Raw genomic sequence first — 12,903 nt, 5'->3', positions numbered from 1 at the left:
GTTGCTTTACAGAGTAAACCAGCCGCGACTCGTCAGTTGGCAAACACTGCTTTTGGCTTGGGAGCGCAGTATGGCGTTCTACTACCCTTTGGACGAACTCAAGAATCTGAAGCTGATGAGCTAGGGTTATACTTTATGGCAATGGCCGGGTACAATCCTGAAGCAGCGGTACCCTTCTGGCAGCGAATGGCTCAACAGGGTGGCGGACAACGCCCCCCGGAATTTCTATCGACCCACCCGGCCCCAGAAACCCGTATTCGTGATATTAGGCGAATAACTCCCAAGACAAAGAAGTACCAAGGAAAATACGTGAAATAGCTTTTAGTACATAGTCCACAGTCGACAGTTTACAGAAAATAGAAACGTAATTGCTGTGGACTTCGACTACGGACTAATCACTAAATCTCTTTGCAGATATTTCTGATAGTCTTCACAAGTCATACGACCACTGTCGTCACTGTAAGGGCAGGAACGGTAAATAGCATTACCTAGCGTACCTTGTTCAATAAGCACTCCGCTTCCTTTGCAAACCGGACAAAGTATAAAAGGTGTAGTACTGCAATCGATACGCTGAGGTTTAGCTAGGTTCTCTTTTACCGGTTGTCTAGTTGGTCCAACTTTTTCAGTCAAATAGTCAGTTTCCGAAAGAGCCAGATACTCTTTTGCTTGATCGAAAAATTGCCCGGTAGTACCTTTAATTTCAATGTACTTATTAAGCCAATCAATACTTTGTTTGTATTTCTCGAGATGATAAGAGTTTTTGCCAAAATAAAAGCATAATTCAGCTGGAACTACCCCAATATCAATCAGAACCTGTTGAAGGTAGGTATCTGCTTTAGCGTAATCTCCCTGATTCATCAAAGCTACTCCTTCATCCATCTTCATCATCAAGTCGCGTTGCTGTGCGTTGACGTAATCTTGACTAAAACCCTGAATAGCAATACCAAATAAGATAATCAGAGTCCCTAATTTTTGCATCATATTGACCAAAATTTCTGATGAGTACTACAAAAGTACTATAATTACGCGGAAATTGGGAGAATGGTGCGATGGCTTAGTAAAAAGCCGAGAGGAAGCGTAATTTTGTTTCTATGAATCATTTAGAAGAAGGAACCAAACTATCACTTCAATTTAAGAAGCGAGGCGGGTTGCTTCCGGTAGTAGTACAGGAACATTCCAGTGGAAAAGTACTTATGGTGGGTTATGCCAACCAAGCAGCACTTCAACGCTCTATTGAAACTCGTTACGCTACCTTTTGGAGCACTTCTCGGCAGGAGATGTGGACGAAAGGGCAGACATCGGGTGATCGCTTACGCATTAGCGATATTTGGGTTGATTGCGATCAGGACGCACTGTTATATCAGGTAGTACTGGAAGGAGAAGGGGTTTGCCATACTAAAAATAATAATGGCCAAACCCGCAGAGCTTGCTTTTATCGTAAAATAGACTTTGACCGTAAATCACTAATATTTGATTCTGCCACTAGTACCGAATAAATGGTGCTTCTGAAAGAACGCTTCTGACATTATTCTGCTAACTTTAGCACTCAATATTTAACTGTTATGGATCACGCACTATACACAAAATATCCATTATCTGTAGTCAATAGTTTAACTCGCCAAAAAGAGGTCTTTGAACCAATCAACCCTCCGCTGGTGGGGATGTATCTTTGTGGGCCTACGGTATACGGTGACCCGCATCTAGGGCATGCCCGCTCCGCCGTAAACTTTGATGTAATTTTTCGGTACTTAGCTTTTTTAGGATATAAGGTACGTTACGTGCGCAACATAACTGATGTGGGGCATTTGGAAGACGAAGTAGCGGGTGCCGGAGAAGATAAGGTTTCTAAAAAGGCGCGACTGGAGAAGCTGGAACCAATGGAGATCGTTCAACTTTACACCTATCGGTACCGAGATGCTTTGCGTTTACTAAATGTGTTACCACCTAGCATTGAACCTAGTGCTACTGGACATATCATTGAGCAAATAGAAATTATTCAGTCCATACTAAAGCATGGATACGCCTACGAAGTAAATGGGTCTATCTACTTCGATTTGGGAAAATATGCTCAAGAACAAGAGTACGGACAAATATCGGGTAAGGTGCTAGAGGATTTACAATCAGGGAGCCGCCAAACCGAAGGCTTGGATGAAAAGCGCAGCCCGCACGACTTTGCTTTATGGAAAAAAGCCAATCCCGAGCATATTATGCGCTGGGATTCACCCTGGGGCGAAGGATTTCCTGGCTGGCATTTAGAATGCACCGCTATGAGTACCAAATACTTAGGCGAAACCTTCGATATTCATGGTGGAGGGCTAGATCTGCAATTTCCCCACCACGAGGCGGAAGTAGCTCAAAGCTACGGTGCCTTTCATAATCACCCGGCCAATTATTGGATTCATCATAATTTAATTACCATTGATGGACAGAAGATGAGCAAATCGAAGGGTAATTTTATTACGCTGGATCAACTATTTACGGGCGACCACGCACTATTAGTACAGGCGTACTCACCCGCTACAATTCGCTTCTTTATTTTACAAGCACACTACCGTAGTCCGGTAGATTTTTCTAATGAAGCCTTACAAGCAGCTGAGAAAGGGCTTACCCGCCTACTAAACGCCCAGGAAACATTGGGCAAACTCAATCACCAGTCTGGGACTATAGACGAAAAGCTAAACAAGGAAATTAATCAGTTATGCGAGCAGTGCTACTGGGAAATGAGCGATGACTTCAATACGGCTAAGCTTATTGCGGTGCTATTCGATTTGAGTTCTAAGATCAACGGTTTTAACCACCAAAAGCTTGATTTAGCCGCGATTTCGACGGAGACTTTTCAGCATTTAAGAAAAACTTTCCAAGATTTTATTTCGGAAGTGCTTGGTCTACAAGCCGAGGCGACGAATGACACTCAGCAAAAAGAAGGGCTAATTGAATTGCTAATCAGTATTCGCAATCAAGCCCGAGCTAATAAAGATTTTGCCACTTCCGATCAGATTCGGGATCAGCTAAAGGAGCTGGGCGTGCAACTGAAAGACGAAAAAGCCGGTAGTACAACCTACTCATTTACAAACTAATCTAACTTTTGTACGTTATACTGCACACCTTGCGTTATTCTAATACTACGCACTAATGATTTACCTTACATAGCTGATATAATAGCTTCATTTTTACGGTAAAGTAGTAGAAGATGTGCTAGGTTTTGAAAAAAAACGTATGATACTGTCAGGAAAAGAAATTGAGCGGTTGCAAGGCAGCGAAATCAATATTGACCCATTCTCACGGAAGCAGCTTAATCCGAATAGTTATAATCTGAAATTACATAATGAGCTTCTGGTATATCAAGATCGGCTGTTGGATATGAAAGCAGATAATCCGGTTGAAAAAGTTATTATTCCGGACGATGGTTTGATCCTAGAGCCAGGACGGCTTTATTTGGGGCGAACGGTTGAGCGTATCCAGGCGGATTTTCACGTTCCGATGTTGGAAGGCCGTTCTTCTATCGGTAGATTAGGAATATTGGTGCATTTCACCGCAGGGTTAGGAAATATTGGTTCTAATGGATGCTGGACACTAGAAATTGCTTGTGTGCAACCAGTTCGGGTGTATCCCGATGTAGAGATTTGCCAGATATATTTTCAGGAGCTACGGGGCGATCACATAAAATATCAAAGTAAAAAGTATCATCACTCAGATATTCAGCCCAGTCTGCTTTTTCAGGAGTTACGCTAACAGATACATGTTCATCTACCTAGCTAAGGGACTTATTCGTTTTTACCAGTATGCTATCTCTCCGCTGCTGGGCAATAACTGTCGCCATGCCCCAAGTTGCTCTCAATATACGTTGGAAGCTATTCAAGAATGGGGTTTTTTGAAGGGAAGCTGGTTAGGAATTAAGCGAATTTCCCGTTGTCATCCCTGGGGCACCCATGGCTACGATCCTGTTCCCAAAAGAAATCAACCGAACCAGAAATAGCCCCGCTAATGAGACTCACAATTCAAAACTTTTGCTTACTCGCTGCGTGTTAGTACTGTAACATTGACTATTTCATGAATTCTTCTGATGAGTTGTATATGCGCCGGGTGCTAGAGTTAGCTGAATTAGGGCGAGGAAAGGTAGAACCCAATCCAATGGTTGGTTGTGTAATTGTAAAGGAAGAACGGATCATTGGTGAAGGTTGGCACCAAAAATACGGCGAAGCTCACGCTGAACGTAACGCGGTTGATCAGGTGCAAAATCAGAAAGATATTATTGGCAGTACTGTATACGTTAATCTAGAGCCCTGCTCTCATTACGGAAAAACACCTCCCTGTTCCAATCTACTGATTCAGCACCAAGTAAAAAGAGTGGTAGTATCTAATATTGACCCTAATCCATTGGTAGATGGTGGCGGCATCCGTAGAATTCGAGAGGCTGGTATTAAAGTAGATATTGGCACTCTTCAAAAAGAAGGCGAAAAGCTTAACCGCTTATTTTTTCAGCAGATTGTTACGACGATTCGCTCCAGTTCAGTACCACATTGATCAGAAGTAGTAGAATTCAGCGGTAATCACTAATTTTGCGAGAATTTCTATTATTCAGCTATGCATTTACATAATCGCGTTGATCGAGAAATACTAAAGCAACAAATTCGGGAAAGTAATGAGGAGCGTATCACGTTATCCTTTTATCAATACGCCCATATTGGTAAACCTACTCTTTTTCGCGATCACTTATATTTACAATGGGCTGAGTTAGGCGTACTAGGTCGTGTATATGTAGCGAACGAGGGTATCAATGCTCAGATTAATGTGCCAAAAGATCGTTTTGAGCAATTTCAAGAACAGCTTGCTACGATTACTTTTTTGAAAAATGTGCGATTGAATATTGCGGTAGATGATAACAGCAAATCTTTTTACAAGCTCAAAATTCAGGTAAAGAAAAAGATCGTGGCTGATGGACTGAATGATGCTACGTTTGATGTAACCAATAAAGGAATTCACCTGAAAGCCGACGATTTTAACGTATTAACTGATGACCCTGACACCGTAGTTGTAGATATGCGAAATCACTACGAAAGCGAAGTAGGTCACTTTGAAAACGCTATTTTGCCTGATGTAGATTCTTTCCGAGAATCGCTACCCAAAGTAGAAGATATATTAAAGGAGCACCGCGAGAAGAATATTGTGATGTACTGCACGGGGGGAATCCGTTGTGAGAAAGCCAGTGCGTACTTCAAGCATAAAGGCTTCGAGAATGTATACCAATTGGAGGGAGGGATTATTAATTACGCTCGGCAAGTACAAGAAAAGGGACTACCTAATAAATTTAAAGGCAAAAACTTCGTATTTGATGAACGGTTAGGGGAGAGAATCTCTAGTGAAATTATCAGCCACTGCCACCAATGTGGTGCCCCTTGCGACACGCACACCAATTGCCGAAATGAAGCCTGTCATCTCCTGTTCATTCAGTGTGAAGGTTGTGCTAAGAAGTACAATGGCTGCTGCACTACTGATTGCCAAGAATTTATCGAACTTCCGGAAGAAGAACAAAAGGCATTGCGTAAATTGAAGCAGCAAAAGCGAAACATCTTTCACAAAGGGCGTTCTGAACACTTAAAACACCAATTACGACAGTAGCATTAACAGCTCAATAGCTTCCTCCTTTTCTATCTCTATCCAAAATGATTTAGTACTAGCATCAGTGCTTTTTCGCCTATTTAACTGCATTCCAGCCGATCTATTTTTATACTCTTTGATCTACACTTTTCATTCTTCGCTCGCCAAACTGTAATGCGCCAAGGAGGCCTACGGATGAAAATTGTAAAAGAAGAAAAACTAGTCAATGTACTGTTTGGCTTAAGCTACAATTTAACTTTTCTGCTATAAATAGTATTTTTACAATACAGATTATACGTTTTTTTAACCTCTTTACAGAATGATCAACTATTTGTCTCAAACCAGTCTTAACAGATGTCAAAAGTAAAATATCATTACGATACAGAGACTTGCAAATACGAGCCTATAAAAAGGACTTCGGCCAGCATTACACTGGATATTCTGTTATATGGTTCATTGGTACTAACGGGTGCGGTTTGTATTTTGGTGATCTATCTTTCGTACTATGATTCACCGAATGAGAAACTGCTCCGAAAAGGAAATGAGAGATTGGTATTTCGGTTGCAGATGCTCGACAAAGAGATGGGGCAGGTAGGCCAAGTGTTGGCAAAATTGCAGAACCGAGATGATAAAGTGTATCGCACTATTTTTGAGCAAGAGCCTATTGCATCCTCTATCCGAAACGCTGGAATCGGTGGTACACGTCGCTATCAAGATTTAGTAGAACAAGAACTAGAGAATGGAAATTTTCTGCTTAGAACACTGACTCGGTTCGATCAGCTCAAGCGGCAAATGTACATTCAGACTAAGTCATATGATGAGCTTTTGAGTCTGGCTAAAAGACAACATTTAATGCTGGCATCCATTCCAGCTATTACCCCTATTTCGCTAAAACAGTCATACTTATCTTCTGGTTTTGGATTGCGCTTTCATCCGATACATAAAATAAGAAGGATGCATACCGGTATAGACTTTGGTGCCCGGGTAGGAACTCCCGTCTACGCTACCGGAGCAGGCAAAGTGACAAAAGTATCAACCCGCTTTACCGGTGCCGGAAAAAATATTGAAATTGATCATGGCTTTGGCTTTAAAACTAAATATTTTCACCTGTCGGAGTTTAATGTAAAAGTAGGCCAGAAAATAAAGCGAGGCGAGCTAATTGCCTACTCTGGCAATACAGGGACATCTTCAGGTCCTCACTTGCACTACGAAGTAGTTAAAAATCGTAAGAAAGTAAACCCCATCCATTACTTCTACCAAGATATTACTGATAAAGAATTTGAAAAACTAGTAGAGTTAGCTTCGGTTGAAAACTCATCTATGTAAGACGATTGGTTCTCAATAGTGAGTGCGGTACTTGAAATGAACAAGATAGGCGTGAGTGAATTGTTAAATGGCTTGATTGCTAACTGTTGTTAACGGTCAACCGCTTAACATTTCTTTGTCTTACTCAACTCGCCGACACCCATCAATCACTGTTCATTCCCCCTGCTTTTGCCTCTAGGCTCTAGTTTCTCTACGAAACTTCCTCTAAATTTCTACGGCTATTAATTCGGTGGTATCTTCGCACTTTCCGATAACGACGAATAAAAGGGTACGCAAACACCGAAGTTAGAATAATGAGGGTGCCAATGTAAAATTGAGGGGTCATTTGCTCCTTTTCACCGAATACTAACACCGCCAGTAGAATCCCGTACACAGGTTCTAAGTTATTAGTAAGGTTCATAGCAAATGCTGTGACATATTTCATTAACTCTACAGATATAGAGTAAGCGTATACCGTACATGCCAAAGCTAGCACCAATAACCATAGCCAATCTGAGGCCGAGGGGCTAAGGAACAGTTCACCCGTATCGCTAATCCACCGTTGATAAATAGGAAAAAATAAAGCAATACTCAGCGTAGCACCTACCATTTCGTAAAATGTTACCAAGTACGGATCATAGTGTTTGCTAAACCCAGCATTAAGTACGGTGAAAACAGCGGCAATTAGGGCAGAAACTACGGCCATACTAAGGCCTAACGCATAAGTAAATTCAAAGCGAAAAATTACGTATAGTCCCACAATTACTATTACCCCCAATAGCACTTCGTAGAGTTGAATCTTTCGTCGGGTCATTAACGGTTCAATTAAAGAAGTCCACAGCGAACAGGTTGCCATTCCCGCCAATGTGACCGAAGCAGTAGAGATGCGGGCTGCTCCAAAAAATAAGATCCAATGAAGGGCAATTAAGCTCCCGGTACCTAATAGCGCAAACATGCGTCCTGGAACCCGAAAATCAACTCGTCGGAACCATAGTAGCAGAGCAATGACTCCCGAAGCAATTAGGGTGCGAAAAAAAACTATTTCTACTGCCGGGATACTTATTAATAATCCTAGTACTGCTGTAAACCCCCAAATTAGAACGATGAAGTGCAGTAGAACATAATGCTTAGTTCTAGCAGCCATTAACGGCGAATAATACGGTAGAGGAAAATACCAACGGCGGTAAATATAATGTTCGGTAGCCATACCGCCAGCATTGGGTCCATTGAGTTTACTTCGGCAATGCTACGAGCAAAGATAAAAAAGATGATAAAGACAAATGCGATCATAAAACCCAAGGCAATTTGAAATCCTGAACCGCCTCGGCTTTTCTTTGCCGACATAACAACACCAATAAAAGTAAGAATGATAGCAGTAAAGGGCGACATATAGCGAATATACTTCTCTACCAAATACACCGGAATATCATTAGCTCCCCTTTCCTGTTGCTGAGCAATATATCGATTTAATTCAGGTATTGTAAGCGTTTCAAACAAGCCGTAGGTACTGCCGAAATCATCGGGGGAGATGTTTAACGTTGTATCAAGGCTTACGCCATTAGAAATTGTTTCATCTTCTCCATCAAATTGATGAAGTGTCCAATTTTTGAGCGTCCATTTCAACTGGGTAGAATCCCATTCAATACGACGAGCCGAAAGCTTTTGTAGCATCTGGTTACCCTGAATTTGCTCCAACGTAAAGCGATAACCAACATTATTGCTATTGTTGTAGCTTTCCATGTAGGCATACAGCTCCGGGGCTACCTTCATATGAATGTCTCGATCGTCGAAGTAAAAGGGGCTTTTAATGTACGTTTGCTCAAAGGCAATACGATCTTTATTAGCATTAGGAATAACCCACCCATTCAGGAAGAAGCTAGCAACTGCAATGAGTGAAGAACCAATAAAGTAAGGCAGCAAAAGCCGACGAAAGCTCACCCCTCCGCTTAGTATCGCCACAATTTCGGTATTGTTGGCCAGCTTAGAGGTAACGAATACTACGGCAATAAAAACGGTAATTGGAGTTATTAGACTTGCTAAGTACGGAATGTAATCCAGATAGTACGCCAAAATTTCCCCCGCGCCTAGCTGGTGCTCTAAAAAATCGTCATTCTTTTCAGTAAAATCAATGACACAAACAATAGACACCAGTATCAGCACTACGAAACCGAATGTGCCAAGAAACTTTTTAAGTAAGTAGCGATCTAATATTTTAAGCATCAAATATTTTACTTCAAACACGGCTATAGCCGCTGCATAATTGTTGGGAGTATTTGATTTTTCCAACGAGCAAAAGTTCCTTGCTCAATTTGCTCCCGGGCCTGTCGGGTTAACCAAAGGTAAAATGTTAAGTTGTGTACGCTCGCAATTTGGGGACCCAGCATCTCTTTAGCGTGTATCAAATGCCGCAGATACGCTTTGCTATAAAACGCACTCACGTAACCACCTAGTGTCTCATCAATAGGAGAAAGATCATTTTTCCATTTTTCGTTCCGAATGTTAATAATTCCTTGAGTAGTGAACAACATCCCGTTGCGAGCATTACGAGTAGGCATCACACAGTCAAACATATCTACTCCTAACGCAATAGACTCTAAAATATTAGCTGGGGTGCCTACACCCATTAAATAACGCGGCTGACTAGCGGGTAGAATGCTACAAACCAGATTAGTCATTTCGTACATCACTTCAGCAGGTTCACCTACGGCTAAGCCTCCAATGGCATTACCTAGTCGATTTTGCTTCGCTACAAACTCGGCCGATTGCTGGCGTAGATCACGGTAGGTGCTACCTTGCACAATGGGGAACAAAGCTTGTTCGTAACCGTAGTGTCCCTCGGTTGAATCAAAACGTTTAACGCAACGCTCTAGCCACCGATGCGTTAGGTGCAGGGATTGCTTGGCGTATTCATAATCGCAGGGGTAAGGCGTACATTCGTCAAAGGCCATAATAATGTCGGCCCCAATAGTACGCTGAATATCCATCACTGACTCGGGACTGAAAGTGTGTCGGGAGCCATCTATATGCGATTGGAAAGTAACGCCTTCTTCCTTTATCTTACGCATATTTGTAAGAGAGTATACCTGATAACCACCACTATCAGTCAAAATTGGGCGATCCCATCCGTTGAAACGATGCAGTCCGCCCGCTTGCTTCAGTAATTCTACGCCGGGTCTTAAGTAGAGGTGATACGTGTTACCGAGAATAATATCAGCATTAATATCTTCTTTAAGCTCCCGCTGATGAACGGCTTTTACGGTACCCAATGTGCCCACCGGCATAAAAATTGGTGTGCGAATTGTTCCGTGATCAGTGATCAGTTCACCAGTGCGGGCATTACTTTTAGTATCGGTCTTTTGTAGCGTAAATTTCACTTGTAGTATTATGGTATTATAGTGCCAGCGTATTATAGTTTAATGTTTACTCAAAACTACACACTAAAACACTACGAGTTAAAGTACTCGAGTATTTTAGGAAGGTACTGATTCTCGATGTTGCTCGACTTCATTCTGCTTTCTCTGTTTATACCACACATTTAGTATCACGCCCGCAATAACCAACACCATACCTACGTAGGTGAGTAAGTTGAATGTTTCACCAAAGAAGAAAAACCCGAATGATAGCGCGTAGATAATACTAAGGTAGTTAAGATTCGCTACCTTAGAAACCTCTTCTGCCTGATACGACTTGGTCATAAAATACTGAGCAAACTGGGTAAGCACTCCAATTCCTAACAGCACCAACCAGTCCCAGCCGGTAGGTTGTACCCAATCGTAAACAGAAAGAATTCCCGTAATCGGAAGGGTAACTAGCGGAAAGTAAAGCACAATAACTAAAGGGTGTTCTGAATAACTAAGTTTCCGAATAATGGTATACGCCATTCCTGATCCAACTGCCGCAATAATTCCCATAAGTAGATGAATAGGTTCCATCCGGGCTTCAAAGCCGCTAATGATTAGCATTCCTATAAATGTGATCAGAAAAAAGAACCACTGTAGCGTCCAGACTTTTTCGCGGAGTAGCAACATTCCTAGAATAGCCGTGGCGATGGGAGATAAGAATTGTAGAGTGATAGCCGTAGCCAGCGGTATATCTTGTAATAATGTGAAATAAAGGACTAAGGCTACCGCCCCAAATGCCCCTCGCGCTATTAGCCATTTGTGATTATTACCCCACATATTGACTTTCTGAATTCGCAGCACAGAATAGCTCATTACGAGTGAAATCAGGCTACGAAAAAATACGGCTTCTACCGCCGGAATATGTGATACCATTTTCACCAATACGTTCATACAAGCGAACAAGAATGTAGCCAGTAGCATGTAGCGAACACCTGGAGAGAAAACCATGCAAACGGAAAGAGAAAGCGATGAAAATTGTTAGTAACGCAGAATAGAAACTAGGGTTGTACCTAATATCCTGAGTTTATTCGGCTTCTACCACCTGAGGCAACGCGTCGTAGATAATTTCTGGCTCCTCATTAATTGAGTCTACAAGTGGGATGCGAAAATAGAATCGACTACCGGAGTCTACTTCGCTCTCTACGTAAATCTGCCCGCCGTGGGCTTGTACAATTTCTTTGGAAATAGCTAATCCTAAACCCAAACCTCCTTTGTTTTTCTTCCCATTGTCAGATATCTGCACAAATTTGTTAAATACCCGCCGGGCGTTTTTCGGGGATATGCCGGGGCCGAAGTCGCGTACTGAGCATTCTACGTAGCCGCCTACTTGCTTAGTGGAGATAATTACCTCGCTTCCTTCAGGAGCGTATCGAATAGCATTGGTAAGTAGGTTAATGAGTACCCAGGAAATCTTTTCAGGATCAATGTTGATCTCGGGTAGGTTTTCAGACGTTTCGTTTCTAAGAGTAAGGTTCTTCTCTAGTAGTTTGATCTGCACTGGAGCTATTGCGTACTCGATTAATACCTGAGGGGATACTAATTTCTTGTCCATCTGAATGGTTCCATTCTCGGCCCGGGCCAAATCTAGCAACTCGGTAACCATTTTAACGAGCCGATGTACCTCTTGCTTCATGGAACCCACAATTTCTGACTGCTCACCTGATAACTCTCCAATGCGAGGGTTCTGTAGTAACATCAGGCTCATGTTCAGCGCAGACAGCGGAGTTTTTAACTCATGAGATACAACTGCTACAAATTTAGATTTAGCTTCATCTGATTCTTTGAAAGCAGTAATATCTTTGAGAATAACAATATAGCCGATGAACCTTCGGAATGAATCTTCCCGTCCGTATACCCGCATAATTTCTTTGGTAAAGAAAGACTTCTTACCGTGGTAGTTGTCTACTTTTAGAAAGTTGCTCGTATCTTGACTATCAGGTTTTCCTGATTGCCGGGCAGTCTCTTTTATTGCTTGGTTTAGTTCGGCGGTTACTTCATTACCAGTAAAATCGCTAAGTTTCTTCCCTAAAAACTGATTATCCTCCAAGTCAATAATTTGTTTACCCGACTCATTCACCAGAATAATGCGTTTGTCTTCGTCCAGCACAATTAGCCCGTCGCTCATATTTTTAATGATTGACTCCATTCGACTTTTTTGCGCCTGTACTTCTTCAATATTAAGTTTTTCAAACTCTTGGAGCTTGATAGACATCACATTAAAGGCTTGAGCGAGCTCACCAAGTTCGCTACGAGAGTCTACCGTAATTCTCTGCTGATATTCACCTTGTGCGATTCGCCGTATTTTTTCAGTAATATCGGTAAGCGGTTTTACAATAGCGTGAGGTACTTGATACACCGCCCACCCCACAATAATTAGTACCATTACTAAAATCAGGAATACCGACATTTTAGAGCGAAAATACAGGTGCTGAGCAATAGCATCCTTATCACTTAGCCGAGCGTGGTTAATACTAGCTAGCTGAATACAATTCTCTCGAATTGATTCATTTTTTCGCTGAAGCACCGTGAAGTACAAACCAACACGGTCTACCGTATATTCAAACTGTCCTATATCTTCTTTATAAGCAAGATATTCGTC

14 protein-coding genes are annotated in these 12,903 nt (G+C 42.0%); 8 read left to right on the top strand and 6 right to left on the bottom strand.

The window, feature by feature from the left end; genetic code table 11:
- A partial coding sequence (locus WBA23_RS17980; protein WP_424583669.1) for a M48 family metallopeptidase occupies positions 1-318 on the top strand: 318 nt, incomplete at its 5' end.
- Between the two features lie 66 nt (positions 319-384).
- Here WBA23_RS17980 and WBA23_RS17975 read toward each other — a convergent pair.
- Positions 385-981 carry a hypothetical protein gene (locus WBA23_RS17975; protein WP_424583668.1) on the bottom strand — a complete coding sequence of 199 codons (597 nt, stop codon included), beginning with the start codon at positions 979-981 and terminating at the stop codon, positions 385-387.
- Positions 982-1,091: 110 nt separating this feature from the next.
- On the opposite strand from WBA23_RS17975, the gene WBA23_RS17970 reads away from it, so the two are divergent.
- The 7 genes from WBA23_RS17970 (at position 1,092) to WBA23_RS17940 (ending at position 6,924) form a co-directional block, all read left to right on the top strand.
- Positions 1,092-1,496 (top strand): phosphoribosyl-AMP cyclohydrolase, encoded by a 405-nt coding sequence (locus WBA23_RS17970; protein WP_424583667.1) that lies wholly within the window; start codon positions 1,092-1,094, stop codon positions 1,494-1,496.
- A gap of 66 nt (positions 1,497-1,562) precedes the next feature.
- Entirely contained in the window at positions 1,563-3,077 is a 1,515-nt protein-coding gene (gene cysS, locus WBA23_RS17965; RefSeq protein ID WP_424583666.1) for a cysteine--tRNA ligase, read from the top strand.
- Between the two features lie 139 nt (positions 3,078-3,216).
- Positions 3,217-3,732: a dCTP deaminase gene (locus WBA23_RS17960; protein ID WP_424583665.1), complete on the top strand. Its 516-nt coding sequence runs from the start codon at positions 3,217-3,219 to the stop codon at positions 3,730-3,732.
- Between the two features lie 7 nt (positions 3,733-3,739).
- Complete coding sequence (yidD, locus tag WBA23_RS17955) at positions 3,740-3,976, top strand: membrane protein insertion efficiency factor YidD (protein WP_424583664.1); 237 nt, start codon at positions 3,740-3,742, stop codon at positions 3,974-3,976.
- A gap of 74 nt (positions 3,977-4,050) precedes the next feature.
- Positions 4,051-4,524 (top strand): bifunctional diaminohydroxyphosphoribosylaminopyrimidine deaminase/5-amino-6-(5-phosphoribosylamino)uracil reductase RibD, encoded by a 474-nt coding sequence (gene ribD, locus WBA23_RS17950; RefSeq protein WP_424583663.1) that lies wholly within the window; start codon positions 4,051-4,053, stop codon positions 4,522-4,524.
- Positions 4,525-4,584: 60 nt separating this feature from the next.
- Positions 4,585-5,619: a rhodanese-related sulfurtransferase gene (locus WBA23_RS17945; protein ID WP_424583662.1), complete on the top strand. Its 1,035-nt coding sequence runs from the start codon at positions 4,585-4,587 to the stop codon at positions 5,617-5,619.
- Positions 5,620-5,952: 333 nt separating this feature from the next.
- A complete protein-coding gene (locus WBA23_RS17940; RefSeq protein WP_424583661.1) occupies positions 5,953-6,924 on the top strand; it encodes a M23 family metallopeptidase in 972 nt (323 codons plus the stop codon).
- Between the two features lie 190 nt (positions 6,925-7,114).
- Here WBA23_RS17940 and WBA23_RS17935 read toward each other — a convergent pair whose 3' ends face one another.
- From WBA23_RS17935 to WBA23_RS17915, 5 genes are all read right to left on the bottom strand, one after another.
- Positions 7,115-8,047 (bottom strand): DMT family transporter, encoded by a 933-nt coding sequence (locus tag WBA23_RS17935; RefSeq protein WP_424583660.1) that lies wholly within the window; start codon positions 8,045-8,047, stop codon positions 7,115-7,117.
- A complete protein-coding gene (locus tag WBA23_RS17930) occupies positions 8,047-9,189 on the bottom strand; it encodes an LptF/LptG family permease (RefSeq protein ID WP_424583659.1) in 1,143 nt (380 codons plus the stop codon). Before WBA23_RS17930 ends, WBA23_RS17935 begins: the two co-directional genes overlap by 1 nt.
- Positions 9,147-10,277 carry a tRNA guanosine(34) transglycosylase Tgt gene (gene tgt, locus WBA23_RS17925; protein ID WP_424583658.1) on the bottom strand — a complete coding sequence of 377 codons (1,131 nt, stop codon included), beginning with the start codon at positions 10,275-10,277 and terminating at the stop codon, positions 9,147-9,149. The genes WBA23_RS17930 and tgt overlap by 43 nt, the downstream gene beginning before the upstream one ends.
- A 96-nt stretch (positions 10,278-10,373) precedes the next feature.
- Positions 10,374-11,225, bottom strand: a complete 852-nt coding sequence (locus tag WBA23_RS17920; protein ID WP_424583657.1) for a DMT family transporter — start codon at positions 11,223-11,225, stop codon at positions 10,374-10,376.
- Between the two features lie 103 nt (positions 11,226-11,328).
- On the bottom strand, positions 11,329-12,903 hold a 1,575-nt coding region (locus WBA23_RS17915), incomplete at its 5' end, for a sensor histidine kinase (RefSeq protein WP_424583656.1).

The sequence above is a fragment of the Tunicatimonas sp. genome (assembly GCF_049647865.1).
Taxonomy (GTDB): domain Bacteria; phylum Bacteroidota; class Bacteroidia; order Cytophagales; family Cyclobacteriaceae; genus Tunicatimonas.
Note: the sequence above shows the minus strand (reverse complement) of the source record. Positions and strands in the feature narration are given on the sequence as shown.

Coding starts and splice junctions, on each gene's coding strand:
- WBA23_RS17975 (WP_424583668.1), bottom strand. CDS start 981: ATGATGCAAAAATTAGGGACTCTGATTATCTTATTTGGTATTGCTATT.
- WBA23_RS17970 (WP_424583667.1), top strand. CDS start 1,092: ATGAATCATTTAGAAGAAGGAACCAAACTATCACTTCAATTTAAGAAG.
- cysS (WP_424583666.1), top strand. CDS start 1,563: ATGGATCACGCACTATACACAAAATATCCATTATCTGTAGTCAATAGT.
- WBA23_RS17960 (WP_424583665.1), top strand. CDS start 3,217: ATGATACTGTCAGGAAAAGAAATTGAGCGGTTGCAAGGCAGCGAAATC.
- yidD (WP_424583664.1), top strand. CDS start 3,740: ATGTTCATCTACCTAGCTAAGGGACTTATTCGTTTTTACCAGTATGCT.
- ribD (WP_424583663.1), top strand. CDS start 4,051: ATGAATTCTTCTGATGAGTTGTATATGCGCCGGGTGCTAGAGTTAGCT.
- WBA23_RS17945 (WP_424583662.1), top strand. CDS start 4,585: ATGCATTTACATAATCGCGTTGATCGAGAAATACTAAAGCAACAAATT.
- WBA23_RS17940 (WP_424583661.1), top strand. CDS start 5,953: ATGTCAAAAGTAAAATATCATTACGATACAGAGACTTGCAAATACGAG.
- WBA23_RS17935 (WP_424583660.1), bottom strand. CDS start 8,047: ATGGCTGCTAGAACTAAGCATTATGTTCTACTGCACTTCATCGTTCTA.
- WBA23_RS17920 (WP_424583657.1), bottom strand. CDS start 11,225: ATGCTACTGGCTACATTCTTGTTCGCTTGTATGAACGTATTGGTGAAA.